The sequence below is a fragment of the Streptomyces sp. NPDC004732 genome (assembly GCF_040609235.1).
Lineage (GTDB): Bacteria > Actinomycetota > Actinomycetes > Streptomycetales > Streptomycetaceae > Streptomyces.
In genome coordinates this window covers 129,107-154,270 of record NZ_JBEXJR010000006.1, presented here as the reverse complement: position 1 = coordinate 154,270, position 25,164 = coordinate 129,107, and the positions used below count along the sequence as shown (strand labels likewise).

Annotated in this window: 21 protein-coding genes and 1 pseudogene; 13 read left to right on the top strand and 9 right to left on the bottom strand. The window is 72.0% G+C overall.

The annotated features are described in order from the left end of the window. Nucleotides 1-26: 26 nt before the first annotated feature. Nucleotides 27-1,415, bottom strand: coding sequence for an aldehyde dehydrogenase family protein (locus tag ABZV77_RS19350; RefSeq protein ID WP_356258019.1), 1,389 nt, complete (start codon nucleotides 1,413-1,415; stop codon nucleotides 27-29). Nucleotides 1,416-1,635: 220 nt separating this feature from the next. On the opposite strand from ABZV77_RS19350, the gene ABZV77_RS19345 reads away from it, so the two are divergent. Together ABZV77_RS19345 and ABZV77_RS19340 are read left to right on the top strand one after the other, a co-directional pair. Further along, the gene (locus ABZV77_RS19345; protein ID WP_356258017.1) at nucleotides 1,636-2,679 is read left to right on the top strand and encodes a sulfotransferase; all 1,044 of its coding nucleotides are present in this window, start codon (nucleotides 1,636-1,638) and stop codon (nucleotides 2,677-2,679) included. 398 nt (nucleotides 2,680-3,077) lie between these two features. Next, on the top strand, nucleotides 3,078-4,292 hold the full coding sequence (locus tag ABZV77_RS19340) for a S8 family peptidase (protein WP_356258014.1): 1,215 nt from the start codon (nucleotides 3,078-3,080) through the stop codon (nucleotides 4,290-4,292). Here ABZV77_RS19340 and ABZV77_RS19335 read toward each other — a convergent pair. From ABZV77_RS19335 to ABZV77_RS19320, 4 genes are all read right to left on the bottom strand, one after another. Then, the gene (locus tag ABZV77_RS19335) at nucleotides 4,276-5,511 is read right to left on the bottom strand and encodes an MFS transporter (RefSeq protein ID WP_356258011.1); all 1,236 of its coding nucleotides are present in this window, start codon (nucleotides 5,509-5,511) and stop codon (nucleotides 4,276-4,278) included. The two genes, ABZV77_RS19340 and ABZV77_RS19335, sit on opposite strands and share 17 nt — an antisense overlap. Beyond that, nucleotides 5,511-6,962, bottom strand: a complete 1,452-nt coding sequence (locus ABZV77_RS19330; protein ID WP_356258008.1) for a citrate:proton symporter — start codon at nucleotides 6,960-6,962, stop codon at nucleotides 5,511-5,513. The genes ABZV77_RS19335 and ABZV77_RS19330 overlap by 1 nt, the downstream gene beginning before the upstream one ends. A gap of 121 nt (nucleotides 6,963-7,083) precedes the next feature. Further along, on the bottom strand, nucleotides 7,084-7,488 hold the full coding sequence (locus ABZV77_RS19325; protein WP_356258006.1) for a hypothetical protein: 405 nt from the start codon (nucleotides 7,486-7,488) through the stop codon (nucleotides 7,084-7,086). Nucleotides 7,489-7,543: 55 nt separating this feature from the next. Further along, nucleotides 7,544-8,194 (bottom strand): TetR/AcrR family transcriptional regulator, encoded by a 651-nt coding sequence (locus ABZV77_RS19320; protein WP_356258003.1) that lies wholly within the window; start codon nucleotides 8,192-8,194, stop codon nucleotides 7,544-7,546. A 102-nt stretch (nucleotides 8,195-8,296) separates the two neighbouring features. Between ABZV77_RS19320 and hmgA the strand changes: the two genes are divergently transcribed. Genes hmgA through ABZV77_RS19305 form a run of 3 tightly spaced genes read left to right on the top strand, consistent with a single transcriptional unit; the run spans nucleotide 8,297 to nucleotide 11,672 of the window. Next, nucleotides 8,297-9,667, top strand: coding sequence for a homogentisate 1,2-dioxygenase (gene hmgA, locus ABZV77_RS19315; protein WP_356258001.1), 1,371 nt, complete (start codon nucleotides 8,297-8,299; stop codon nucleotides 9,665-9,667). Nucleotides 9,668-9,694: 27 nt separating this feature from the next. After that, nucleotides 9,695-10,444: a GntR family transcriptional regulator gene (locus tag ABZV77_RS19310; RefSeq protein ID WP_356257998.1), complete on the top strand. Its 750-nt coding sequence runs from the start codon at nucleotides 9,695-9,697 to the stop codon at nucleotides 10,442-10,444. Nucleotides 10,445-10,469: 25 nt separating this feature from the next. Beyond that, complete coding sequence (locus ABZV77_RS19305; protein WP_356257995.1) at nucleotides 10,470-11,672, top strand: type ISP restriction/modification enzyme; 1,203 nt, start codon at nucleotides 10,470-10,472, stop codon at nucleotides 11,670-11,672. Between the two features lie 12 nt (nucleotides 11,673-11,684). Here ABZV77_RS19305 and ABZV77_RS19300 read toward each other — a convergent pair whose 3' ends face one another. Further along, complete coding sequence (locus tag ABZV77_RS19300) at nucleotides 11,685-12,404, bottom strand: TetR/AcrR family transcriptional regulator C-terminal domain-containing protein (RefSeq protein WP_356257992.1); 720 nt, start codon at nucleotides 12,402-12,404, stop codon at nucleotides 11,685-11,687. 64 nt (nucleotides 12,405-12,468) lie between these two features. Between ABZV77_RS19300 and ABZV77_RS19295 the strand changes: the two genes are divergently transcribed. Both ABZV77_RS19295 and ABZV77_RS19290 read left to right on the top strand, forming a co-directional pair. Further along, nucleotides 12,469-13,401 carry an ATP-binding cassette domain-containing protein gene (locus ABZV77_RS19295; RefSeq protein WP_356257989.1) on the top strand — a complete coding sequence of 311 codons (933 nt, stop codon included), beginning with the start codon at nucleotides 12,469-12,471 and terminating at the stop codon, nucleotides 13,399-13,401. 47 nt (nucleotides 13,402-13,448) lie between these two features. Further along, a complete protein-coding gene (locus ABZV77_RS19290; RefSeq protein ID WP_356257986.1) occupies nucleotides 13,449-14,231 on the top strand; it encodes an ABC transporter permease in 783 nt (260 codons plus the stop codon). A gap of 225 nt (nucleotides 14,232-14,456) precedes the next feature. Here the strand turns inward: ABZV77_RS19290 and ABZV77_RS19285 are convergent, their stop codons facing one another. Both ABZV77_RS19285 and sigK read right to left on the bottom strand, forming a co-directional pair. Beyond that, on the bottom strand, nucleotides 14,457-14,726 hold the full coding sequence (locus tag ABZV77_RS19285; RefSeq protein ID WP_150166078.1) for a hypothetical protein: 270 nt from the start codon (nucleotides 14,724-14,726) through the stop codon (nucleotides 14,457-14,459). Nucleotides 14,727-15,190: 464 nt separating this feature from the next. Beyond that, nucleotides 15,191-15,769, bottom strand: a pseudogene (gene sigK / locus ABZV77_RS19280) (ECF RNA polymerase sigma factor SigK); the annotation flags it as partial. Nucleotides 15,770-16,014: 245 nt separating this feature from the next. Between sigK and ABZV77_RS19275 the strand changes: the two are divergent. The 4 genes from ABZV77_RS19275 to ABZV77_RS19260 all read left to right on the top strand — a co-directional run bounded on the left by ABZV77_RS19275 (nucleotide 16,015) and on the right by ABZV77_RS19260 (nucleotide 22,238). Continuing rightward, entirely contained in the window at nucleotides 16,015-17,553 is a 1,539-nt protein-coding gene (locus ABZV77_RS19275; protein WP_356257983.1) for a DUF4331 domain-containing protein, read from the top strand. Nucleotides 17,554-17,695: 142 nt separating this feature from the next. Then, on the top strand, nucleotides 17,696-19,033 hold the full coding sequence (locus ABZV77_RS19270) for a tetratricopeptide repeat protein (protein ID WP_356257980.1): 1,338 nt from the start codon (nucleotides 17,696-17,698) through the stop codon (nucleotides 19,031-19,033). A 44-nt stretch (nucleotides 19,034-19,077) separates the two neighbouring features. Further along, on the top strand, nucleotides 19,078-20,508 hold the full coding sequence (locus ABZV77_RS19265) for a nickel transporter (RefSeq protein ID WP_356257977.1): 1,431 nt from the start codon (nucleotides 19,078-19,080) through the stop codon (nucleotides 20,506-20,508). A gap of 110 nt (nucleotides 20,509-20,618) precedes the next feature. Then, a complete protein-coding gene (locus ABZV77_RS19260) occupies nucleotides 20,619-22,238 on the top strand; it encodes a serine/threonine-protein kinase (RefSeq protein WP_356258981.1) in 1,620 nt (539 codons plus the stop codon). Between the two features lie 16 nt (nucleotides 22,239-22,254). On the opposite strand, the gene ABZV77_RS19255 is transcribed toward ABZV77_RS19260, so the two are convergent. Then, nucleotides 22,255-23,076: an SGNH/GDSL hydrolase family protein gene (locus ABZV77_RS19255; RefSeq protein WP_356257975.1), complete on the bottom strand. Its 822-nt coding sequence runs from the start codon at nucleotides 23,074-23,076 to the stop codon at nucleotides 22,255-22,257. Between the two features lie 232 nt (nucleotides 23,077-23,308). Between ABZV77_RS19255 and ABZV77_RS19250 the strand changes: the two genes are divergently transcribed. Together ABZV77_RS19250 and ABZV77_RS19245 are read left to right on the top strand one after the other, a co-directional pair. Beyond that, nucleotides 23,309-23,734: a hypothetical protein gene (locus ABZV77_RS19250; RefSeq protein WP_356257972.1), complete on the top strand. Its 426-nt coding sequence runs from the start codon at nucleotides 23,309-23,311 to the stop codon at nucleotides 23,732-23,734. Between the two features lies 1 nt (nucleotide 23,735). Further along, entirely contained in the window at nucleotides 23,736-24,836 is a 1,101-nt protein-coding gene (locus ABZV77_RS19245) for a GNAT family N-acetyltransferase (RefSeq protein WP_356257971.1), read from the top strand. Nucleotides 24,837-25,164: the final 328 nt, after the last annotated feature.

The following is a 25,164-nucleotide window of genomic DNA, read 5'->3' as shown; positions in this document are numbered from 1 at the left end:
AAACTGCACGGACGGTGCCGGGCGGGTCAGAACTGCAGGGACTTCGTCTGCAGGTACTCGGTCAGGCCGTGCGCGCCCAGTTCGCGGCCGACGCCCGACTGCTTGTAGCCGCCGAAGGGGGCGAGGGGGTTGAAGCTGCCGCCGTTGATGTCGACCTGACCGGTGTCCATCCGGCGGGCGAACGCCACCGCCTCCGCGTCGTCGGCCGCCCACACCGCGCCCGCGAGCCCGTACACGGTGCCGTTGGCGATGCGCAGGGCGTCGTCCTCGTCCTCGTACCGGATGACCGAGACCACCGGGCCGAAGATCTCCTCCTGGGCGATGGTCATCTCGGGGGTCACGTCCGCGAAGACGGTGGGCTGGACGAAGTAGCCCTTGTCCTTGGGCGATTCGGGGCCGCCCGCCACGATCCGGGCACCCTCCTGGACGCCCTTCTCGATGTAGCCGCGCACGCGCGCCTGCTGCTTGGCGTTGACGACGGGGCCGATGCGGTCGCCGTACTTGGCGGCCGCGGCCGCGGCGAGCTCCACCGCCTCGTCGTACCGGTCGGTGTGGACCAGCATGCGGGTCCAGGCGCTGCACGTCTGGCCGGAGTTGGACATGACGTTGGCGACGCCCACGTTGACGGCCTTGGCCAGGTCGGCGCTCGGCAGGATGACGTTGGCGGACTTGCCGCCGAGCTCCAGGGCGACGCGCTTGACGGCCGCGCCCGCGGTGGCGCCGATCTGCTTGCCCACCGCCGTCGAGCCCGTGAACGAGACGAGGTCGACGCCCTCGTGCTCGGCGAGGGCCTGCCCCGCGACCGGGCCGAGGCCGGTGACGAGGTTGAACACGCCTGCGGGCACGCCCGCCTCGTGCACGGCCTCGGCGAAGAGCTGGGCGGTGATCGGGGTGTCCTCGGCGGGCTTGAGGACGACCGTGCAGCCCGCGGCGAGGGCGGGGGCCACCTTGTTGACGATCTGGTGGAGGGGGTAGTTCCAGGGGGTGATCGCGCCGACCACGCCGACCGGCTCCAGATAGACGGTGGAGTTGCCCACCTTCTCCTGGAAGGGGTGGTTCGCGGCGAGCTCGGCGTACGAACCGGAGACCAGGATCGGTACGCCCGCGTGCACGGCCTGCGAGAAGGGCAGCGGCGCGCCCAGTTCGGCGGTGACGGTCTCGGCGACCTCGTCCTTGCGGGCGACGAGCCGGTCGCGGACCGCGCCGATCAGGGCGGCACGCTCGGCGGGCGGGGTGGCGGCCCAGCCGGGCAGGGCGGCGCGGGCGGCACGGACCGCGGTGTCGACGTCCTCCGCGGTACCGGCCGGCACCTGCCCGACCGGCTGTTCGTCGGCCGGGTTCAGGACCGTGATGGTGTCGGTGCCCGCGGCCGGTCGCCAGGCACCGTCGATGTACATCCCGTCGTGGGCCTTCATGGCATTCCTCCAGGTAGACGTCCGCGATACAAACTAGCGCTGATAGTTTTCTGACACCAGGGGCATCAGGGGACCGGGCCCGCGCCACGCCGCCGCGCACCGCTCCGTGCCGCGCACCGCTCCGCGCCGGGCGCCGCTGCCACCTGGTGTGCGCGGCCTCCCCTGTGCTGAGGTGCACGGGACCCCGGAACACTCGCGACGCGCCCCCTGGAGAGTGACCTTGCACAGCCTGACCTTCGTCATCGGCACGGGCCGCAGCGGCTCCACCGCGCTGTCCCGCATCCTCAACAGCCACCCTGACGTACTCAGCCTCAACGAGTACATGGCCTCGGTCGGTGAGGCGTCCTTCCCCGAAGGCCCGCTGCCGGGCGCGGAGTTCTGGGAGACCCTCTTCCGGCCCACCCCGTACTTCACGGGCATGCTCCGCAGCGGAGTGCCGATGCAGGAGTTCCTCTACACCCGCGCCCCCGGCCGGTACGCCCCGGAGACCACCGGCATCCCCGCCCTCTCCCTCATGGTGCTGCCGCACCTCACCGACGACCCCGACGGCCTGCTCGACGAGATCCGCGCGGCGGTCGTCGAGTGGCCCGAGCGCGCCGCCGCCGCACACCACGAGGCGCTCTTCGAGTGGCTCGGCGCCCGGTTCGGCCGCACCGCCGTCGTGGAGCGCTCCGGCTACTCGACCGGCTGGGTGCCGCAGTTGCGTACCGCCTTCCCGTACGCGAAGTTCGTGCACCTCTTCCGGGACGGGCCCGACTGCGCCCTGTCCATGAGCCGCCACTCCGGGTACCGCGTGATCAGCCTGCTGCGGGAGATCAGGGAGCTGACGGGCGTCGAGAGCCTCGGCGACCTGACGGCGGAGCAGGTGCGCGCCCTGCCGCCGGAGCTCGCGCCGCTGCTCGGCGAGCGCTTCGATCCCGCCCTCGTGCGGGACCGCAGCTACCCCCTGCGGCAGTTCGGCGACCTGTGGTCCGAACTGGTCGCCCAGGGCGTGCGTTTCCTCGACGACCTGCCCGAAGGCCAGCACATGACGCTCGGCTACGAGGACCTCCTCGACACCCCGCACGAAGAGCTCGCCCGGCTCGCCGCGTTCGTCGGGGTCGAGCCGGATCCCGGATGGCTGGCGGGCGCCTGCGCCCAGCTCGACCACGGCCGCCGCGGCTCCGCCCGGAAGCAGCTGGCGGACGCCGAGTTCGACGAGCTGCGGGAGCGATGTACCGCGGGCACCCTGGCGCTCCGGGCGGCGGCGCGCCATTCCGCTTGATCCGCGCGACCGGCTCGACGAGGACTCTCCCGGAGCGGAATTCGACTCCACGTCGAGCCATGCTCCACCCCTCCTTCAGATGCGCGCAAGGCCTCCGACCAGCACCTCGTCCGCTCAGCGGACGGTGCGGAGGTGCGCGCGGCCCACGCATCCCACCCCCGCCCCGAGCTGTTTTGCGGACACACCCCATGCATTCCGCACGAATTCGATTTCAGAAACGTGAAAGTGGCATGACAAGGCGTCAACTCTCTTGCTCCGGAAGGGTGGAGCGGCCACGCTACTGAACGCGACGGGAGCGGCACGCACCGCTCCCATCTGTGTGTGCGATCCCGCGCACACCCCCCACAGTCGCGTCGCCCGACTCCGGGCACGCCGCCTATGAGGAGGACTCCCTCGTAATGGCCATGCTTCGCAGCAAGAAGACTGTGATCGCCGCGGCGATCTCGACCGCCACCGCCGCCGCGGTTCTCGGTGCGGTCACCGCCCTGCCCGCCCAGGCCGCCCCCGCCGAGGGCCATGTGATCGCGGCGGGCTCCGCCGACGCGATCAAGGGCAGCTACCTCGTCACGCTGAAGGACGGCTCGGGCCTCAAGGCCGCCACGAGCCAGGGCAAGGGCCTGATATCCGAGTACGGCGGCTCGGTGCAGAAGACCTTCAAGTCCGCGCTCAACGGCTACTCCGCGAAGCTGAGCGAGACGCAGGCGAAGAGACTGGCCGCCGATCCCGCGGTCGCCTCCGTCGAGCAGAACCAGAGACTCCACGTCGATGCGACCCAGTCCAACGCCCCCTGGGGCCTGGACCGCATCGACCAGCCGAAGCTGCCGCTGTCCGGCACCTACACCTACCCGGACAGCGCGGGAACCGGCGTCACCGCGTACGTGATCGACACCGGTGTGCGGATCACGCACTCCGAGATCAGCGGCCGCGCGGTGAACGGCTACGACGCCGTCGACGGCGACAACACCGCCCAGGACGGCAACGGCCACGGCACGCACGTCGCCACGACCATCGCGGGCAAGACGTACGGCGTCGCGAAGAAGGCCAAGATCGTGGCCGTCCGCGTGCTCGACAACAACGGCTCCGGCACCACCGCCGGTGTCGTCGCGGGCATCGACTGGGTGACGAGCAACCACGCCGCGGGCGCCCCTGCGGTGGCCAACATGTCGCTCGGCGGCGGCGCCTCCACCACGCTCGACAACGCGGTGAAGAAGTCCATCACCGACGGCGTCAGCTACGCGGTCGCGGCGGGCAACGACAACGCCAACGCCGCCAACACCTCGCCCGCCCGCGTCACCACGGCCATCACGGTCGGCGCCACCAGCAACACGGACGCCAGGGCCAGCTTCTCCAACTACGGCTCGGTCCTGGACATCTTCGCGCCCGGCGTGAACATCAAGGCGGGCTGGAACACCAGCGACACGGCGACCAACACCATCTCCGGTACGTCGATGGCCACCCCGCACGTCGCGGGCGCGGCGGCGGTCTACCTGGCGGGCCACACCTCGGCCACCCCGGCGCAGGTCTCCACGGCCCTGACGAACGGTGCCACGCCGAACGTGGTGACCAGCCCCGGTTCGGGTTCGCCGAACAAGCTGCTCAAGATCGTCTCGTAACACTCCGCTCGACACGGTGAGCAGTGCCCCGGAGGCGGCCGGCGCCGTCTCCGGGGCGCTTCCGTGCGCCGAGGCCCGCCGCGACGAACAGCAGCCCGCCCAGCATCACGAACGGCGCCGCCACGCCCGCGACACCCGCGATCAGGCCCGCCGAAGCGGGCGCCGCGACCTGCCCGAGCCGGTTGCCGGTGAGCCGCAGCGCGAGCGCCGTGGAGCGCGCGCCGTCCGGTGCCGCCTGGACGACCGTCGTCATGGAGAGCGGCTGGCCGACGCCGAGGCAGAAGCCGAGCACCGCGAGCACCAGCGCGAGGCCCCACACCGGGACGGGCAGCGCGATGCCCGCGCAGAGCAGCCCGGCGAGGAAGCAGGTGGAGGTCAGCAGGACCGTCCTGCCCAGGATCCGGAGCAGTGGAGTCATCACCAGACGGCAGGCGATGGTGGCGGCGGCCCGCAGGGAGAGCAGGAGCCCGACCGTGGCGGGCGCGATGCCCCGGTGCTCGCCGACCACCGGCAGATAGGCCGTGAGGATGTCGGTCGCGGAGAGCACGGCGAGGCTGATGAAGATGCCCGCGGGCACGCCACGGGTGCGCAGGATCCCGAGGACCGGTACGCGCTCGCCACGCTCCGGGGCGGCGTGCTGCCCCTTGTGCTCGATGCGCCACAGCGAGGTGAGGGAGACCGCCGCGACGGCCGCCGAGACGAGCAGGGCGAGGGCGCTGGTGCGGTCCATGTCGGCGCCGATCAGGGCACCGGCGGCGATCGGCCCGACCAGCTGGCCGAGGGAGGCGCCGATGGTGAAGTGGCCGAAGTTCCTGTCCTGTTCGGCGGGTGCGGACTGCCGGGCGACGAGCGACTGCGCGCCGATCACGAAGCAGAGGTGCCCGAGCCCCATCACTCCGCTCCAGGCCGCCATCGCGGCGAGCGAGTCCGCGGTGCCGCTGAGGGCGCAGCCACCGGCGATCAGGACGACGCCGACGGGCAGCAGGGGCGCGCACCGCCCGTGGTCGGTCCTGCGCCCGAGCGGTACGGCGGCGAAGAGCGGAAGCAGGGCGTACACGCCCGCGATGACGCCGATGGCCCGCTCGTCGGCGCCCAGCGCGAGGGCCCGGTAGGAGACGGCGGGCCGCGCCATCGACACGGCCCCCTGCGCGAAGCTGAAGGCGATGACGAGACGGAGCAGCCAGCCCCTGCCACCGGGCCCGGATGACGCGGTCGGCATCAGATGATGCCGAAGAGGATTCCGGCGCCGAGCACGACCAGCGAGGTGAGCACGGCCCATTTGACGGTGAACTTGGTGTGGTCGCCGAACTCGACCTTGGCCATGCCGACCAGCACGTACACGGCGGGCACCAGCGGGCTCGACATGTGCAGGGCCTGACCGGCGATGGAGGCGCGGGCGATCTCCAGGGTGCTGACGCCGTGCGCCTGGCCCGCCTCGGCGAGGACCGGCAGGACGCCGAAGTAGAACCCGTCGTTGGACATGAAGTACGTGAGCGGGATGGAGAGCAGCCCGGTCACCAGGCCCATCTGCGGTCCCATGCCCTCGGGGATGGCGTCGACGAGCCAGTCGGCCATGTGGTCGACCATGCCGGTGCCCTGGAGGACGCCGGTGAAGACGGCGGCCGCGAAGACCATGCCGGTGACGTTGAGGACGTTCTCGGCGTGGGCGCCGATGCGGGCCTTCTGGTCGGGCATGTGCGGGAAGTTGACGGTGAGGGCGAGCGCGGCGCCGAGCAGGAAGAGCACCGGGATCGGCAGCCACTCCATGATCATGGCGGTGAGCAGCAGGACGGTGAGGCCCGCGTTGAACCAGTAGAGCTTGGGGCGCAGGGTGGGGCGGTGGGGGTCGAGCCCCTGGAAGCCGTCGTCGTCGGCGTCGGCCGTACCCTCGCCATCCTTGACCGGCTCGGCGTCGGCGTCGGTGCCGCCGCCCGCTCCCCCGGTGGTCTTGGCCTTCTTCGTGAGCGACGTACGCCCGTCGCCACCGGCCGAGCCCACCAGGACCGTCTCGTCGGCCGTGTCCGTCTCCTTCTCCAGGACCTCGTCCAGCGAGAGGATGCCGAGCCGCTTGCGCTCCCGCAGGCCCAGTGCGTACGAGAGGACGAAGACGGCGACCAGACCCATGGCGAGCGCCGGGATCATCGGGACGAAGATGTCGGACGCGTCCACCTTGAGGGCGGTCGCGGCGCGGGCCGTCGGGCCGCCCCAGGGCAGGGTGTTCATGACGCCGTTGGCGGTCGCGGCGACACCCGTCATCACGACCAGGCTCATCTTGAGGCGCTTGTACAGCGGATACATCGCCGAGACCGTGATCATGAAGGTCGTCGAACCGTCGCCGTCGAGGGAGACGATCGCGGCGAGCACGGCGGTGCCCACGACGATGCGCACCGGGTCCGCCTTGCAGAAGCGCAGGATGCCCCGGACGATCGGGTCGAAGAGGCCGACGTCGATCATGACGCCGAAGTACACGATGGCGAACATGAGCATGGCCGCCGTGGGCGCCAGATTGCCGACGCCTTCGAGGACGTAGTCCCCGAGATGGGCGCCCTTTCCGACGAACACGCAGAAGAGCGCGGGGATCAGCACCAGTGCCGCGATCGGCGACATCTTCTTCATCATGATCAGCACCAGGAAGGTGGCGATCATGACGAATCCGAGGATTGTCAGCATGGGGGCTACCTAACGTTCACCATCGAACTCCCACCAGGTCTGGCGGTCCGGATGACGTTAGGACCGGCCATCAAGCGTTAACAAGATGTTGACGCGCGAGCAATAAGCGCAAAACTCCAGGTCACGGCCGTGTGTCGGGAGAGCTCTCCGTCGGTACGTCCAGGAGGATCACGCCGCTGCGGGTGGCGACGGCGAGCTCGCCGTGGGGGCCGGTGGTGAGGCCGGTGCAGACGGAGGGGAGCTCGACCCGGCTGTGTACGACGCCGTCGTGGACTCCGGCGACGACGAGCTGGCGGCGGCCCGCAGTGGCGTACGCCTGACCACCGGGCGGGTCGAGGGCGCCGAGGGTGCGGCCCGGGGGCCGGAACAGGTCGCCGTAGAAGACGCAGGTCACGTCCGCCGCGTCCAGGGGCGGGGCGGCCGCGCGGGCGAGTCCGTCGGCGAGCGCCGGGCGCCAGGAGGCGTACAACTGGCTCTCGCCCACGTGCTGTTGACCGATCCCGTGGACGCACACCACCCGCGCCATGCTCCCCCTAGGTCCCTTTCGCCGGATCACCTCAGTGTCGGGCCCCGCCCCCTCCTCAGTCCAGCGACCGTGCGAAGTAGGCGTGCAGCAGGATCCGCGCCTCGTCGACGAGCGCCGGGTCGCCCGAAGGGACGGCGCGGAAGGCCAGTTGGAGGACCGCGTCGACCGCCTCGACGCCGACGAGGATGGTGCGGCGCAGGGCGGCGTCGAGCGGGCGGTTCAGATGGTCGGCGAGCACGGCGGCCACCCGCTCGGCCACCTGCGAGTTCGCGTCCGGCATCGCGTCCGGCGCGGAGGGGATGCCGAAGTCGACGAGGCCGAAGCCGGGGACGGTGCGCATCATCGCCAGGTACTCGTCGAAGGCCGCGTCGACGGCGCCGCGCCAGTCGCCGTGCTCGACGCCGGTCACTCGGGCGGCCACCCGTTCGGCGTACGCGTCGAGGTTGCGGTGGGCCAGCGCGTCCGTGAGCGCCCTCTTGTTGCCGAAGAACCGGTAGACCGAGCCGATCGGGACGCCCGCGCGCTGGGCCACGGCGCGGGTGGTGAGGCCTTCGTAGCCGGTCTCGTCCAGGACGGCGGCGCAGGCGTCGAGGATCCGGGTCAGCCGCTCGGCACTGCGCTCCTGCACGGGGACGCGCCTCATTGAAGCCGGGGCGGCCGGGGCGGCCGGGGGCCTCGGGTCCTTGGGCGGGTTCGGGTGGGGCATCCCGGGAGAGTAGAGCATCGCTCACATTCCCGCTTCCCCTTGCGGAAGGAAAATACGAATCCTACGGTGTTCCATAGGAATCACTGATGAGGGAGCGGTGTGATGAGCGGGGACCACGCAGGTAACGCGGGCCGAGCGGATGCGAACCGGACGGACGCGGACGCCCACGACGCACGCAAGACCGCCGAAGGGCTGACCTACCTCTCCGGCTTCGGCAACGAACACAGCTCCGAAGCCGTGCCCGGCGCACTGCCGCACGGCCGCAACTCGCCCCAGCGCGCGCCCCTCGGTCTCTACGCCGAGCAGCTGAGCGGCAGCGCCTTCACCGAGCCCCGCGCGCACAACCGCCGCTCGTGGCTGTACCGCATCCGTCCCTCGGCCGCGCACCCGCAGTTCACGCGCGTCGACAACGGCGCGGTGCGCACGGCCCCCTTCGCCGAGTCGGTCCCCGACCCGAACCGGCTGCGCTGGAACCCGCTCCCCGAGCCCGCGCCCGGCACGGACTTCCTCGCGGGCCTGTGGACGCTGGGCGGCAACGGCGACGCGGCCCAGCGCACCGGCATGGGCATTCACCTGTACCACGCCAACTCCTCGATGACCGACCGCGTGTTCAGCGACGCCGACGGCGAGCTGCTCGTCGTGCCCGAGCAGGGCGGGCTGCTGCTGCGCACCGAGTTCGGGCTGCTGCACGCCGAGCCCGGCGAGGTCGCGCTCATCCCGCGCGGCGTCCGCTTCCGCGTGGAGCTCCTCGACGCGAGCGCCCGGGGGTACGTGTGCGAGAACTACGGCGCCCCCTTCCAGCTCCCCGACCTCGGCCCGATCGGCGCCAACGGCCTGGCGAACGCAAGGGACTTCCGCGCTCCCGTCGCCGCGTACGAGGACGTCGAGGGCCCGGTGGAGGTGGTGAACAAGTTCTGCGGCAACCTGTGGCGCGCGACGTACGACCACTCGCCGCTCGACGTCGTCGCCTGGCACGGCAACCACGTCCCGTACGTGTACGACCTGCACCGCTTCAACGTGATCGGCTCGATCAGCTACGACCACCCGGACCCGTCGATCTTCACCGTGCTCACCTCGCCGTCCGACACCCCGGGCCTCGCGGGCGTCGACTTCGTGGTGTTCGCGCCGCGCTGGCTGGTGGGCGAGGACACCTTCCGTCCGCCGTACTTCCACCGGAACGTGATGAGCGAGTACATGGGCCTGATCGAGGGTGCGTACGACGCGAAGGCGGAAGGCTTCGTCCCGGGCGGCGGCTCGCTGCACAACATGATGTCGGCGCACGGCCCGGACCGCGAGACGTTCGAGAAGGCGTCCGCCGCCGAGCTGAAGCCGCAGAAGATCGACGACGGCCTTGCCTTCATGTTCGAGACCCGGTGGCCGGTGACGGCGACGGAACAGGCGGCCGGGGCGTCCCACCTGCAGCGCGGCTACGACGACGTGTGGCAGGGTCTGGAGCGCCACTTCCGCAACTGACGCGATGCCACCTGATTCGGAGAGACCGTGACCGCTTTCGCCCCGGACTCGATCGTCCTGAATCGGAAGTTGCCGCTCTGGTATCAGGTGTCGCAGTCCCTGCGCGCTTCGATACTCGGCCGCACCCCTGATGCCCCGCTCCGGCTGCCCACCGAGGAGCAGCTCGCGGGGCACTACGGGGTGAGCGTGCTGACCATGCGGCAGGCGCTCAAGGAGCTGGAGGACGAGGGCCTCATCACCCGCCACCGGCGGCGCGGCACCTTCATCGAGCCGAGCGCGCGGCGCGGCTCCCCCGTCCGCCTGCTGGGCTCGGTCGACGCGATCGTGGCCCAGCAGTCGGGCATGACCACCCGCCTCCTGGACCACGGCACCACCCCGCTCCCCGGCGAACTCGCCGGGCACTTCCCCGGCTCGGCCGAGGTGGCGACGTACCACCGGCTGCGCAGCGACGAGAAGACGGGCGAGCCCACCAACCACGCCCGCAACTACATCCGGCCCGAACTGGCGGCCCGCATCGACCTGGACGACCTGGTGCGCTGGCCGATGACGAAGGTCCTGCGCGACGTGGTGGGCGTCCGCATCAGCCGCATCACCGACACCGTCGAGGCCACGCTCGCCGACCCGGAGACCGCGCGGCTCCTCGAAGTCCCGCTGCTCAGCCCGATCCTGCACTACACCGGCGTGACGTACGACGAGGAGGGCCGCACGCTGGACGTGGCCCGCATCCACTACCGCGGCGACCGCTTCTCCTTCTCGGTCACGCTAGACGCGACGTGACGGGACCGGGCGGGCACGTCGTACGATGCCGGGCGTGACGCACGACGAAGCGCCGCTGCTCGCGGACCTCATGCCGTGGTCCGTCGCACCGCTCCGGCCGGGCCGCGGGTGGCCGATGGGCCCTGACGCCGCATCCCTGAAGGCCCGTTGGGACACCTTCGTCCGCTCCCGGGGCCCGGACCGCGAAACCCTCTTCCGCCCCACGCGCGCCCGCACCCTGCACACCGCCGTGACCCAGCTGCCCGGCCACGGCGGCGGAACGGGCCGCCTGGCCAGGGAGACAGGACCCTGCCCCGAGCCCGTGCGCGTCCTGCACGGCCCCTTCGACGAGCAGTGGCTGATCCCCGACCACCGCCTCCTCGACGTCGCACGACCCGAGCTGTGGCGGGTGGCGGGCGAGGGGCAGCTCTTCGCCGTCGAGCAGGGGTACGTTCCCGAGGCCGCGGGCCCCGCCGTCCTCGCGTCGGGGGTGCTGCCGGACGGCCGCTCCCCGGCGGGGCGGCCGGGGCGGATCCGGCCGCTGTTCCGGCGCCCCGGGGGCCAGGAGCCGAACGTGGCGCCGGGGCTGCTCGCGCATCTGTCGGACGTGCTCGGCCGCGAGGTCGCCGCGCGCGATCTACTGGCGTGGGTGCTCGCGACCGGCACCGGCTCCGCGGCGGGCTGCCGGGTGCCGCTCACCCGCGACGCCGGTGTCTGGGCGCGGGGCGTGGAGCTCGGGCGGCGGCTGCTCTGGCTGCAGCTGCGCGGCAACGGCGAGCGGCCGAAGCTGCCCGGCGGCCGCAGGCCCTACGTCCGGGCGCCGCTGCCCGCACGGCCCGCCGCCCTGTCGTACGACACCGAGGACGAGGTCCTTCTGGTCGGCGACGAGGGCGTCATCTCGCCGGTGCCGCGGGAGGCGTGGGAGTACGAGGTGAGCGGTGTGCGCGTCGTCGAGCGCTGGTTCGCGCTGCGCACGGAGGCGGCCGAGGCGGGGACGCTGGCGGCTGTCCGGCCCGGCATGTGGCCCCGGGCGTGGACGTCCGAACTCCTCGAACTGATCACCGTGCTCGCCCTGCTGGCGGAACTTGCGCCCGCCCAGCAGGAGTTGACCGGTTCACTCGGCCCAGGGATCACCGGGGACGAGCTGCGCGGCGCGGGCGTCCTGCCCGTGCCCGACACCGCGCGGCGGCCCGCGTCCGTCCTCGACCACCACGAAGAGGGCCCCGACGGACAGTTCGCCCTGCTCTAGGGCCCTGGGACCCTAGGGCTCCGGACGGAACGAGTCGAGGAGCCTGCGCAGCGCCCGCTCGAAGCTCTCCTCGGCGTCACCGGGCGGCGGCGCCTGCGCCAGCATCCCCGCGAGCCGCGGATACGCCCCGTCCGCCAACTGCCCGGCCAGATAGGCGGACCGGACCTCCTGCTCCTGCTCCGGTGACCAGGGCAGACCCCTGGTGCGCTCGGCGACGGCGATCTCGTTGGCCACGGACGTCATCGCCGTGCCGTTGACCACGGCGATGAGCTCCATCTTGGTGCCGTAGGGCACGTCGAGGCCCTCCAGGACGCCGAGGCAGTGCTCCAGGTACCGCAGGGCGTTCGGGCTGAGGCCGTAGACCGTCGACATCACGCGCACCATCCACGGGTGCCGGTGCAGGATCGCCCGGCTCTGCCGTCCGATGCGGAGCATCCCGGCGTACCAGTCGCCGCCCACCGCCGCCTCGGCCAGCTCGTACTCACCGCTGACCGCGTCGACCATCAGCTCGTACAGGTCCTCCTTGCGCGGCACGTAGTTGTACAGCGACATCGTGCCGCAGCCCAGCTCGCCCGCCACCCGCCGCATGGAGACCGCGTCGATGCCGTCCGCGTCGGCGATGCGGACGGCCGCCGCCGCGATGTCGGCCCTGCTGTACGCGGGCTTGGGGCCGCGGCCCGCACGCTCGGGGCGCGCCCAGATCACTTCGGGAGTGGCCGCTCGGCCCGCCATTGATCATCACCTCGCCCCCCATGTTAGTTACGTACAGCGTACGTAGTGAGGTACCGTGCGGCACATGACTTCTACGTACGCTGTACTTAGTGAAGGTCTGGAGAAGCGCTTCGGCTCCGGCGACACCGCCGTCAGCGCCCTGCGCGGCCTGGACCTGGCCATCCCCGAGGGCACCGTCTGCGGACTCCTCGGCCCCAACGGCGCGGGCAAGACCACCGCGGTGCGGGTGCTCACGACCCTGCAGACCCCGGACGCCGGGACCGCCCGGGTCGCGGGGCACGACGTGGTGCGGGATCCGGCGGGGGTCCGGCGGCGGATCGGCGTCGTCGGCCAGTACGCGTCGGTCGACGGCGATCTGACGGGCCGCGAGAACCTGCGGCTCTTCGCCCGGCTGCTGCGGGCGCCGCGCGGGCGCGCCGATGAGCTCCTGGAGCGGTTCGGGCTGGTCGAGGCGGCGGAGCGGCCCGCCCGCACCTACTCGGGCGGCATGCGGCGCCGCCTCGACCTCGCGGCGGGCCTGATCGTCCGGCCCGCCGTGCTCTTCCTCGACGAGCCCACGACCGGCCTCGACCCGCACAGCAGGAACGACATCTGGGAGGCCGTGCGGAAGCTGGCCGGGGAGGGCACGACGGTGCTCCTCACGACCCAGTACCTGGAGGAGGCCGATCAGCTGGCCGACGACATCGTGCTGATCGACGGCGGCCGCGCGGCGCACCGCGGCACGCCCGCGGAGCTGAAGGCGCAGCTGGGGAGTTACGCGGAGGTCGTCGTCGCGGAGGGCGCGGCGCTGCCCGGCGCGGCGGCGGTCCTCGACCGGCTGACGGGGGCAGAACCCGTGCTCGACGCGGAGTCCCGCACCGCGGGGGTCGTCGCCCTCGACCCCGCGCTCACACTGCCCCGGATCGTGCGCGAACTGGACGCGGCGGGGGTTCCCGTCGTCGACGCGAGCCTGCGCCGCCCCTCACTGGACGACGTCTTCCTGCGCCTCGTCCCGTGACCCCGGCACCCCCTCACGCCCTCCCCCGACCCCCGGAGATCTCCCCCATGAGCGCCATCCTTCACGACGGCACTGCCATGCTCGGCCGACACCTGCAGCGCACCCGGCACGCGCCCGCGATCCTGATCATGACCCAGACGATGCCCATCGTCTTCCTGCTCTTCTTCGGATACGTCTTCGGCAGCGCCCTCGCGATGTCCGGCTCCGACTACCGCGCCTACCTCGTGCCGGGGATGCTCGTCGCGACCGCCGCCAACGGCATCATGACCGGCATGTTCACCGCCGCCCAGGACACCCACCGGGGCGTGATGGACCGGCTGCGGACGCTGCCGATGAGCAGGGCGGCCGTGCCGCTCGGGCAGGCGCTCGCCGATCTGGTGACCACCGCGGTGGGGCTCGTGCCGCTGGTGCTCGTGGGGCTCGCCATGGGGTGGCGGATCGAGGGCGGGCCGTTCGCCGCGGCGGGCGCGTTCGGGCTGCTGATGCTCTTCCGGTCCGCGACCACCTGGATCGGGATCCTGCTCGGGCTCGCCTCGCAGAGCGAGGAGGCGGCGGGCCAGCTGGGCGGCGCGACGTTCATGCTGCCGCTGCTCTCGAACGCCTACATCCCGACCGACGGGCTGCCGTCCTGGGTGCGCTTCGTCGCCGAGTGGAATCCGATCAGCGCGGTGGCGACGGCGGTGCGCGACCTGTGCGGCAACGCTCCCGTCCCGGCGGACGCCGCCTGGCCGGTCGCACATCCCGTGGCGGGGGCCGTCCTCTGGTCGCTGGCGCTGCTCGCGGTCTGCGTCCCGCTGGCCGTACGCCGGTACGCGCGCGGCACGCAGTAGAGGCCGCCGGACCTTCCCGCTCCAACTACAGCAAAACCGCACCGACCGGGGGAGTTTGGGCATATCGGCCCAGCGGTCGCTGCGGTTTGGCTGAATCTTTGCGGTGTCAACAGGTGCACACGGCACGGGTGTTGTGTGCGGGGTGATGGATGACTACGGAGCGGAGCGGAGTGGGGGGAAAGATCCGCCGCGGAGCGGCGGTTCAGTCCCGGGGACCACCCGCGGTCAGCGTCCGCCGAACAGCGAACGCCGCAACCGGCGCAGCGGCGCGAAGAGCGAGACACGGCTCACTCGTGCACCTCTGCTGCTGCGGGCGTGCGCGGCGTCACGTGAGGTCAGCTCACGCATCAGCAGCGTCGCCTCGTGCGCCTCGCGCTGCGGGACGGCGGGGCCGCCCAGCACCGAGAGGTGACGGTCGAGACGCGAGCTGCTCGCGCTGCTGCCACAAGTGATCGCAGGGACACGCGCCCTGCTGCGCACTGTTATCTGTTCCATGTCACTCCCCACCCGTACGAGGGCACCCGGCCCAGGGCAGGTTAACCCTATCGCCCCATCGGTACACGCGTGTATCCCGGTCACAGGATTCACCTACCCCGCAAGGAGGTTGACGATTACTCTCCGAATCCAACTGATTCCAGGGCGAGTTGGACAAACGCCCTGACAGTGGGTCGGACGGAGGCCGATCGCCCCGTGGGCGGGCGGCTGCAGCCCGCCCCCCGCGCGACCGGTGCGGGCCGGACGTGGGCTATCTCACGTGCGGTTTCCCTCTCCTGTGCCACGGTGGAGGCGGCGGAGACGAGGGGCAGTGACCGGCTCGGGCCCGCACCCCTGCCGGTGCGCTTCGGGGCGTTCGGCGTACGGCAGCCCGCACCTGTTCCCGCACGGCGGGCGGCGCCGGGGCGGAGGCCGCGCACGCCAGGCGTACGGCATCGGCCGTGAGCTGCCGGGCCCGCATTCCGTCATGTCCGGCTCCTCGGCGCGGGGTCCTCGAAGGCGGCCTCCAGGCACTCCCTCAGCCGAAGCATCCCGTCGCGCATGCGCGTCTTGACCGTGCCGAGGGGCACGGACAGCTGACGGGCCACCTCCCGATAGGTGTAGCCGTCGTAGTAGGCGAGCACGACCGCCTGGCGCTGCAGGTCGGTGAGGCTCGCCAGGCAGCCGCGTACCCACTCGCGCTCCAGACGCGCCTCGACCTCCTCCGCGACGTGGTCGAAGGCGGGGCCCTCGCCGCGCCGTGCCGCACGCGCCTCGCGGTCGGCCGCCGCACGCACGCTGCGGACCCGGTCCACCGCCCTGCGGTGCGCGAGCGTGAGGATCCACGGCAGGGCACGGCCGCGGGCCGGATCGAACCGGGGAGCGCCGCGCCACAGCTCGATGAGCACCTCCTGGGTCACTTCCTCGGACTGCGCGCGGTCGCGCAGCACTCTGCGCACGAGCCCGAAGACCTGCCCCGACACCAGGCCGTACAGCTCCTCGAACGCCTGCCGGTCCCCCTTCGCAATCAGCGGCAGCAACTCGTCCGCTTCCATCGGCTCCCCCGTCCCCCGACGTCTCCCGGCCGCTCGTGCGGCCGTCGGGGATTCGGCCTGGGAGTACCGGCGGATGGGAGACGCGGCGGAGCCCGGGGGCGGACAGGGGCGGGCGTCGGTTGAAACCCGGGCCAATCTGCCCGGGTGCCCGCCCCGAATGGCCTGTGTCAGTCGGCCTGTGCCAGCCAGTCAGCGACCAGCCGGTCGGCGGTCCTGGCCGGGCCGGGTTCATCAGACGCTCAAGGACGGATGCGATGACAGCACATGCCAGGAGGCGGACGGGGCGGCGCGGCCTCGCCGCGCTGGTCTGCGGCGCACTCGCCGCCGGGGGGCTCGCAGCCGCCGGGGTGAGTGCGCTGGCACCGGGATCCGCGCAGGCCTCCAGTCACCGGGAGGCCCCGCTGATCTCGGGCCAGCCGCAGTACGACAACACGGACGTGTACGCGTTCGTCAGCCCCGACAAGCCGGACACCACGACACTCGTGGCGAACTGGACCCCGTTCGAGGAGCCCGCGGGCGGGCCCAACTTCTACCCGTTCCCCGAAGACGCCCAGTACGACATCCACATCGACAGCGACGGCGACTCGCAGGGCGATCTGCTCTACCGGTGGACGTTCAACAGCAAGGTCAGGAACGGCAACACCTTCCTGTACAACACCGGTCAGGTCACCGCCCTCGACGACCCCGACCTCAACTTCAACCAGACGTACGACATCGACCTGCTGAAGCTGAAGGACCAGAAGGTCGTCTCCACCAAGAAGATCGCCAACAATCTGCCGGTCGCGCCGTCACGCGTGGGCGACGCCTCGATGCCCGACTACAAGAAGCTGCGCGCCCAAGCCGTGCGGAAGGTCGCGGGCGGCACGTCGTACGTCGGGCAGGCCGACGATCCCTTCTTCCTGGATCTGCAGGTCTTCGACTCGCTGTACGGCGGCGACCTCTCTCAGGTCGGCAACGACACCCTCAAGGGCTACAACGTGAACACCGTCGCGTTGCAGGTCCCGAGCGCCGACATACGCCAGTCGGAGAAGCAGCCGACGGTCGGTGTCTGGTCGACGACCCAGCGCAAGAACGCCAAGGGCGACTGGACCCAGGTCTCCCGGCTCGGCAACCCGCTGGTCAACGAGCTCGTGGTGCCGCTGCGCGACAAGGACAAGTTCAACGCGTCCGCGCCGTGGAACGACGCGGACTTCGCGCCGTACGTGCAGAAGCCCGAGCTGCCGAAGCTCCTGGAGAAGGTCTACGGCATCAAGGCGCCCGCCGAGCCCAGGAAGGACCTGGTCTCCGTCTTCCTGACCGGGGTGAAGGACCTCAACCAGCCGCCCAATGTGCGTCCGGCGGAGACCCTGCGCCTCAACACCTCCATCAAGCCGACGGCCGACCCCAAGCGGCTCGGTGTCCTCGACGGCGACAACGCGGGCTTCCCGAACGGGCGGCGGCTCGCCGATGACGTCGTCGACATCGAACTGCAGGCCGTGGCGGGTGAACTCGTGGGCAACAAGAACGACTTGGGCGACGCGGTCGACAAGAACGACCAGGCGTTCGGCGGGACCTTCCCCTACGTGGCACTGCCCACGTCGCCGACGCACGCGCCGGCGGCCAAGGGCGGCGGCGACAACACCTCGGCGCGCGTCGGGGGCGGGGCCCCGGTCCCGGCCTCCTCGTCGTCCGACGGGGCCGACGACTCGGTGCTGATCGCCTCCGCGGCGGCCGCGGCCGGGGGTGTGCTGCTGGTCGGGCTCGGGCTCGCGTGGTGGCGGGCGCGGAGGCGGGGGGTCGGCAGGGTCTCCTGAGCCACCCTCCGGAACGGACGCGGGTCTCCCACGTCCCTCCCGAACGGGCGCGGTCCGCACGTATCCCCCTGCGGGCCGCGCCTCCCCCTCTTCTCCGTTCTCCTTCTCGGATTCTCGGATTCTCGAACGATTGGTCTTGTTCATGGCACGCACCTCCGTACGAAGCGCCGTGGCCGTCGTCGCGCTCGCCCTCGTGCTCACCTCGGGTGCCGTCGTCATCAGCGGCGGCGACGGCGACCGGGCGGCGGGGCGGTCGGCGCCCGTCGCCGTCGGGCCCGCCGCGCCGCTCGACGGTCTGCGCGGCGGCGACCTGGACCGGGGCGTGGAAGCGCTCCGGACCAGGCTGCGCGACCGGCCGAAGGACTTCACGTCCTGGGCCACGCTCGGCACGGCCTACGTCGAGCAGGCCCGCACCCGCGGCGACCCCGCCCTCTACCGCGCCGCCGACCGCGCCCTCGACCGCTCGCTGGAGCTGCGCCCCGGCTACGACGCGGCGCTCGCGGGGCGCGCCGCCGTCGCCGCCGCCCGGCACGACTTCCGCGCCGCCCTGCGGTACGCCACGGACGCCCTCGCCGAGAACCCGTACAGCGAACGGGCGCTGGCCAGCCGCATCGACGCCCTCGTCGAACTCGGGCGCTACGACGCGGCGGCGCGCGCGGCCGACGAGGCGGACGCGCGGCGGCCCGGCGTCCCCGTCTTCACGCGGTACGCGTACGTACGGGAGCTGCGCGGCGACACCGCGACCGCGCGGCGCGTCCTGGAGCGGGCGCTCGACGATTCGACCGTGCCCGGCGACATCGCGTACGTGGCGACCGCGCTCGGCCAACTGGCCTGGCGGCAGGGCGACTACAAGTCCGCGCTGCGCCACTGCGGGGCCGCGCTGCGGGCGGACGCCACCTACCTCCCCGCCCTGGAGTGCCGGGCCCGCGCGCAGGCCGCGCGGGGCAGGACCGCCGCGGCGATCGCCGGGCTGCGCGACGTCGTCGGACGGCAGCCGCTGCCGGGTCCTGTGCTCGCGCTCGGCGAACTGTACGAGGCGCGGGGCGACCAGGCGCGGGCCCGTGAGCAGTACCGCCTCGTGGACGTGTGGGCCGAGCTGGCCCGTGCGAACGGGGTCGACCCCGATCTGGACACGGCGCTCGCCTCCGCCGACCACGGGGACAAGAAGGTCGCGCTGCGGGCGGCTCGTGCCGAGTGGGAGCGGCGCAGGACCGTCCACACGGCGGACGCGCTCGGGTGGGCCCTGCATGTGAACGGGCAGGACGAGGAGGCGCTGCCTTACGCGCGGCGTGCCACGGCCACGGGTTTCCGGGAGGCGGCGTTCCTCTTCCACCGCGGCATGATCGAACGGGCCGTGGGCGACAAGAAGGCGGCGCGGAAGTCGCTGACGTCCGCCCTGCGGCTGAACCCCGGCTTCTCGCCGGTGGGTTCGCGCGAGGCGCGGGAAGCGCTGCGGTCGCTCGGGGGTGATGCCTCGTGAGGCGCTGGGGGCCACGGGGGATCTGGGGCGGCGTGGTGCTGGCCGTGGTCATCGCACTGGGCGCCCTCGGCGGCACCGCGCACGCCCATCCCCTCGGCAACTTCACCATCAGCCGGTACGACGGACTCGTCGCCGGGCCGGGGCGGCTGACGGTCGACCACGTGGAGGACCTCGCCGAGATCCCCGCCGCCCAGGCCGCCCCCCGCATCCGCGAGGAGGGCCGCACCCGCTGGGCCCGGCAGCGCTGCCGGGACGCCGCCGACGACGCCCGCGTCACCGTGGCGGGACGGTCCGCCGAACTGACCGTGGGCACCGCGCGGGCCCGGGTCGGGCCGGGCCAGGCGGGGCTCGACACCCTCCGCGTGGAGTGCTCCTTCACCGCTCCCCTGCCCCGGAAGGACGGCGTGACCGTCGAGTTCCGCGGCAGCGTGCAGGACCGCACCGGCTGGCGGGAGATCACCGCCCGCGGCGACCGGATGACCCTCGCCCGCTCCGACGTGCCGGAGAAGTCCGTGTCGCAGCGGCTCACCCAATACCCGAAGCGGCTCCTCTCCGACCCGCCGGACACCGCGTCCGCGACGCTGCGGATCACGCCGGGCGGCCCCGCCCTCACGGACGACCGCCCCGCGGACGAGGACGGGGTGGCTTCCGTGCTGCCTCGTGGCGCCGACCGGTGGGCGCAGTCCCTCACCGGCCTCGTCGGCCGCCATCCCCTCACCCCAGCCTTCGCGGCGCTGGCCCTCGGCACCGCCCTGCTCCTGGGCGCCCTGCACGCGCTCGCCCCCGGACACGGCAAGACGCTGATGGCCGCCACCGCGGCCGCCCGCGGCCGTGCTTCCGTACGCGACGTGCTGCCGCTCGCCGCGTCGGTGACGGTCACCCACACCTTGGGCGTGCTCGCCCTCGGCCTGCTGGTGAGCGGGGGCTCCGCCGCGGGCCCTGCGGTGGTCGCCTGGCTCGGCGTGGTGAGCGGGCTGCTCGTCACGGGCGCGGGCGTGCTGCTCATCCGCAGGGCGTGGCTGCGACGGCGCATGGCAGGTCACGGGCACACGCACGATCACGGGCACTCGCACAATCACGGGCACGCGCACACTCACGATCACGGTCACACGCACGGACCTGCACACGGGCACCACCACTCCCACGGGAGCAACCTGCGCGGCGCGCTCTTCCTCGGTTTCGCCGGTGGTCTGGTGCCCAGTCCCTCCGCCGTCGTGGTGCTGGTCGGCGCCGCCGCGCTCGGCGAGGCGTGGTTCGGGCTGCTGCTCGTGGTGGCGTACGGGGCGGGGCTCGCCGCCACGCTGACGGCCGCCGGGTTCCTCGTCGTGCGCGTGGGGTCGTTCGCGGGGCGGCGGCTGGGGCCGGAGTGGGTGCGCCGGGGCACCGGACGGTTCCTGCCGCTCGGTTCGGCCTGCGTGGTTCTCGCTCTCGGGTGTGGATTGGTGTTCAAAGGGGCCGCAACAGCGCTCGGTTGAGCTACTTTTGTGGAGAATCGCACCGCTGCGGATGGGGGCGCCCCGTGAGCCAGCCAGAGCGCGTGATCGCCGGGCGGTACCGCCTGCTGGCCCCGTTGGGCGAAGGCGGCATGGGCACCGTGTGGCGGGCCCGTGACGAGGTGCTCGGCCGCGAGGTGGCCGTCAAGGAAGTGCGCGCCCCCGCCGGGCTCCCCGCGATCGAGGTCGAGCGGCTCTACGCCAGGCTCGAACGGGAGGCGTGGGCCGCCGCCCGCATCCCGCACCGCAACGTCGTCACGGTCTACGACGTCGCGAGCGAGAGCGGCCGCCCCTGGATCGTCATGGAACTGGTCCGCGGCCTCTCCCTGTCCGACGTGCTGGCGGCGGAGGGGGCCCTGACCCCGCAGCGGACCGCCCGCATCGGCGCCGAGATCCTCGGCGCCCTGCGCGCCGCCCACGACGCCGGGGTCCTGCACCGAGACGTCAAGCCGGGCAACGTACTGATCGCGAACGACGGCCGCGTCGTCCTGACGGACTTCGGAATCGCGCTGGTCGAGGGGAGTTCGGCGCTGACGATGACCGGCGAGGTGGTCGGGTCGCCCGAATTCCTCGCCCCGGAGCGGGCGTTGGGGCATCGGCCGGGTCCCGCGTCCGACCTGTGGTCGCTCGGCGTGCTGCTGTACGCCGCGGTGGAGGGCAGCTCGCCGTTCCGCCAGGACACTCCGCTGAGCACCCTGCGCGCGGTGGTGGACGAGGAGCTGCCGCCCGCCAGGGCCGCCGGGCCGCTCACGCCGGTCATCGAGGGACTGCTGCGCAAGGATCCGGACGAGCGGATGTCCGCCGCCGACGCAGAGCGCGATCTGCGGACCGTGGCGGCGGGCGGCACCCCGAGCGCCACCACGGCGCTGCCCTACATGCCGACGACCACGGCCGGGCGGCCGCCTTCCGAGCCGACACCGCCCGGCGCCCTCCCCCTTCCCCCGCCGTCCGGACCCGCGACCGTCGTCGGCACCTCGACGGTCGAGCCGCGCCGGGACCGCCGTGCGGTGATCGCCCTGGTGGCGGGGATCGTCGCGCTGCTGCTCGCCGTGGGCGGGGTCACGTACGCCCTGGTCGGCCGGGGCGACGACGGCAAGGGCGGCGACAGCAACAGCAGCGGTTCGGGGTCCAGCGGATCGAACGGCTCGTCCGGCGGCAAGGACGGGGGCGGCAGTTCGTCGGGGGGTTCGGGCAACGGGTCCGGCGGCTCCGACGGCTCGTCCGGTTCCACGGACGGGAAGGACAACGGAGGCTCCACCGGCGGCGGCAGTGGAGGCAACGGCGGCAGCGGGGGGAACAGCGGCGGAGGCACCACCAAGCCGCCCGCCCAGAGCGTGAAGGTGCACGTCGTGGGCGCCTACACGCAGTACGAGGGAGTGTGTCCGCCGACGGCCGGTCAGGCACCGTCGTTCACGGCGACGTTCACGGTGGGGCGGGTGCCCGCCACCGTCGAATACCGCTGGGTCACGGCGTCGGGCGAGCCGGGCGACCCCGGCTGGAAGACGCTGTCCTTCTCCTCCGGCGGCGGCAAGACCCGCCAGGTCAATCACGTGGAGACGGCCTACGACCAGGGCGGCGGGACGTATCAGAACTCGATCCACGTCGAGGTGCGCAAGCCCGTGGCGGCGACGTCGAACTCGGTCGCGTACACGGTGGCGTGCAAGCAGGAGACCCCGACGGGCGGGGCCTCCTCCTATGCACCGAACGGGTAGCCGAGGCGGGCGGGGGTCAGGCCGCCGCGGTGAACACCGGGAGGTAGCCACCGGACTGACCGGCGGCGGTGGGGTGGTAGGACTCGCCGATGTTGGTCCAGTTCACGCTGTGCAGCCAGGGGCTGCCCGAGCAGATCTCGTGCCCGGCGAAGGCGGACGCGACGTTGCCGTACGCGAAGCCGTGGTCGGCGGCCCGCTTGGCGGTGGCCGTGTTGAGGTAGTCGGATGCGTCGTTGATGGCGGTCCGCTCACGCTCGGAGAGTCCGGCGAGGCAGCTGCCGCCCAGCTTGTAGAAGCGGGGGTAGCCGAGCACCACCACACGGGCGGAAGGTGCCTTTGCGCTGATCGCGTCGTAGACCTTGTCGAGGTTGCCGGGGAGCGTGGAGTCGACGTACTGGCGGGCCTGGTTGATGCGGGCGATGCAGTTGCTCTCGGACTGCAGCACGCAGGTGGTCATGACGTCGGCGAAGCCCGCGTCGTTGCCGCCGATGGAGATCGAGACGAGCCCGGTGCCGCTGCCGAGCGGGCCCAGCTGCTTCGCCAGAACATCACCCGTACGAGCGCCCGAGCAAGCCGTGAAGTTGAAGCTGGAGGGTGAATGCGCGGCCGCCCACAGAGCGGGGTAGGCGCGGGTGCTGCGCTTGCAGTCGCCGCTGCCGCTGTCGTAGCTGCCGGAGCCGACGCCCGAGGAGTAGGAGTCGCCGAGGGCCACGTAGCCGGTGGCTGCGGCCGATTGCGCGGCCGACTGGTCTGCGTGAGCCGCCGCGGCGCCGGTGAGCGCGAAGGCGGACGCAAGGAGGAGCGAGGACATGTATGCCGTGATTCGGGACAATTTCATGGAACCTCCCTTAGCAGGATTTCTGCCTCGACCGTGGTAGCACGCACCCCCGCCCGCCGATAGTGTTCATGTCAATGAATTCGTCAACAATCCCCTTTCCCACGTGGGGAGTTCACCTCCCGGAGGGGTGTGGCGGGGAACATCTGCACACGCTCTCCGCATCTTGACGGGCCGCCGGGGACTGCGCGACATTGAAGCCCGGCATCCGGCGCGTCGGGGGGCAAAGTCGCCAATGCAGACCATCTGGAGCAAGGCACCGTCATCAGACACGGGGCAACAGACCGGACAGGCCCCTGAGAAGGACCTGTTGCCGCTGCTCGCCGGGGCGGCCGTCGCCGTGGGCGCCGTCGGCGCGATGCTCGCGCTGATCGATCTGAGCTCACCGCTGCGCGGCCCGTTCACCCTGTTCTTCCTGCTCGCCGCGCCGGGCGCCGCGATCGGCGCCGCGCTGCGCACCCTCACGCCGTGGGGCCGGGCCGTGGCTTCCGCATCCGGGGCCCTCGCGGTCAATCTGCTCGTCGCGCAGAGCATGCTGGCGCTGCACGTGTGGTCGGTGCGCGGCGGTGTCGTGGCGGTCGCCGTACTCAGCGCGCTCATCCTCCTGCTCACAGCGGGACGGCAGCTTCGCCGCCGAGCGGCGAGAAGGTGGACCTCCTGACGTGAACATCACCGTGCACCGTCCCGGCGAACTCACCGCGGCCGACCGGGCGGCGTGGACCGCGCTGCAGTCCAAGGCGCACCTCGACGGCTCGCCCTCGCTCGCCAACCCCTTCCTCTCCCCCGAGTTCGCACTGGCGATCGGTCACGAGCGGCGCGGGGTGCGGATCGCCGTCGTGCGCGAAGAGCGCGAGCAGGCCGCGTTCCTGCCCTTCCAGAGGTCCGTCGCCGGAGTCGGCAGGGCCGTCGGACTCGGCGTCTCGGACTGCCAGGGCCTCGTCCACCGGCCGGGCTTCGACTGGGACGCGCGGGAGCTACTGCGGGCCTGTGGTCTCTCGGTGTGGGAGTTCGACCACCTGGTGGACGGACAGACACCGTTCGAGGCCAGCGCCTCCGGCACCTTCCCGTCCCCCGTCATGGACATCGACCAGGGCTATGAGGCCTATCTCGGCCAACTCCGGGCGCAGGCACCGAAGTTCACCCGGACCACACTGGCCAAGGAGCGCAGACTCGGCCGCGACCACGGGCCGGTCCGCTACGTCCACGACGAGCGCGACCCCAAGGTTCTCGCCACCCTGATGGGCTGGAAGTCCGCGCAGTACCGCAGGACGGGCCGCAGCGACCGCTTCGCACATGCGTGGATCGCGCACCTGGTGCGGCGGCTCTTCCACACCCGCACCGACTCGTTCGCCGGGATCCTCTCGGTCCTCTACGCCGGGGACGCGCCGATCGCCGCGCACTTCGGACTGCGCTCCGAGCGGATCCTCGCCTGCTGGTTCCCCGCGTACGACCCGGCGTTCGCGAAGTACTCGCCCGGTCTGGTCCTGCATCTGCGCATGGCCGAGGCCGCCGCGGCCGACGGCATCGTCCAGCTCGATCTCGGACGTGGCCAGAAGGCATACAAGGACTCCCTCAAGACACGCGAACTCACCGTGTCGGAGGGGTGGGTGGCGCTCCGCCACCCGGTGGCGTTCGGACACCTGGCGAGGCGCATCCCGGTCAGGGCGTTACGGAACACCGTGCAATCACGACCGGAATTCTTCGAACCTGCCGACAAAATGCTCAAGAGCATGGGTCGAATTCGATCTAGAAGCCGGGAATAAGGCAGTCCGAATGTGACCGCATAGATTACTCAAATCATGTGAAACGTGGGACCACGTTCCAGGTCTTGCCATACAGTCTCAATCATCAATACCGTCTTACATCCACCCGCAACGGTCCATCACGCAATGCGATCTAGGGGAGGGCTCAAGATCGCGATGGTGCCGGTGCGGGGCGCGGTAGGGGGGTGCCGTGCTCGGTGACCGCTCTTCGACCGAGTCACGTCCCGCGTTATGCCAGCTCACTCGGCATGCACGGAGATCTATTTCGTCATGCTCAAGTGTGAACCCCCCTTTCGAACCGGATCAATTGCCGGACCGCCCGGGGGCG

What these genes read in the sequence shown, in the direction of transcription:
- ABZV77_RS19350 (WP_356258019.1), bottom strand. Translation starts at nt 1,415, where the DNA reads ATGAAGGCCCACGACGGGATGTACATCGACGGTGCCTGGCGACCGGCC.
- ABZV77_RS19340 (WP_356258014.1), top strand. Translation starts at nt 3,078, where the DNA reads ATGGCCATGCTTCGCAGCAAGAAGACTGTGATCGCCGCGGCGATCTCG.
- ABZV77_RS19335 (WP_356258011.1), bottom strand. Translation starts at nt 5,511, where the DNA reads ATGCCGACCGCGTCATCCGGGCCCGGTGGCAGGGGCTGGCTGCTCCGT.
- ABZV77_RS19330 (WP_356258008.1), bottom strand. Translation starts at nt 6,962, where the DNA reads ATGCTGACAATCCTCGGATTCGTCATGATCGCCACCTTCCTGGTGCTG.
- ABZV77_RS19325 (WP_356258006.1), bottom strand. Translation starts at nt 7,488, where the DNA reads ATGGCGCGGGTGGTGTGCGTCCACGGGATCGGTCAACAGCACGTGGGC.
- ABZV77_RS19320 (WP_356258003.1), bottom strand. Translation starts at nt 8,194, where the DNA reads ATGCCCCACCCGAACCCGCCCAAGGACCCGAGGCCCCCGGCCGCCCCG.
- hmgA (WP_356258001.1), top strand. Translation starts at nt 8,297, where the DNA reads ATGAGCGGGGACCACGCAGGTAACGCGGGCCGAGCGGATGCGAACCGG.
- ABZV77_RS19305 (WP_356257995.1), top strand. Translation starts at nt 10,470, where the DNA reads ATGCCGGGCGTGACGCACGACGAAGCGCCGCTGCTCGCGGACCTCATG.
- ABZV77_RS19300 (WP_356257992.1), bottom strand. Translation starts at nt 12,404, where the DNA reads ATGGCGGGCCGAGCGGCCACTCCCGAAGTGATCTGGGCGCGCCCCGAG.
- ABZV77_RS19295 (WP_356257989.1), top strand. Translation starts at nt 12,469, where the DNA reads ATGACTTCTACGTACGCTGTACTTAGTGAAGGTCTGGAGAAGCGCTTC.
- ABZV77_RS19290 (WP_356257986.1), top strand. Translation starts at nt 13,449, where the DNA reads ATGAGCGCCATCCTTCACGACGGCACTGCCATGCTCGGCCGACACCTG.
- ABZV77_RS19285 (WP_150166078.1), bottom strand. Translation starts at nt 14,726, where the DNA reads ATGGAACAGATAACAGTGCGCAGCAGGGCGCGTGTCCCTGCGATCACT.
- ABZV77_RS19275 (WP_356257983.1), top strand. Translation starts at nt 16,015, where the DNA reads ATGACAGCACATGCCAGGAGGCGGACGGGGCGGCGCGGCCTCGCCGCG.
- ABZV77_RS19270 (WP_356257980.1), top strand. Translation starts at nt 17,696, where the DNA reads ATGGCACGCACCTCCGTACGAAGCGCCGTGGCCGTCGTCGCGCTCGCC.
- ABZV77_RS19260 (WP_356258981.1), top strand. Translation starts at nt 20,619, where the DNA reads ATGGGCACCGTGTGGCGGGCCCGTGACGAGGTGCTCGGCCGCGAGGTG.
- ABZV77_RS19255 (WP_356257975.1), bottom strand. Translation starts at nt 23,076, where the DNA reads ATGAAATTGTCCCGAATCACGGCATACATGTCCTCGCTCCTCCTTGCG.
- ABZV77_RS19250 (WP_356257972.1), top strand. Translation starts at nt 23,309, where the DNA reads ATGCAGACCATCTGGAGCAAGGCACCGTCATCAGACACGGGGCAACAG.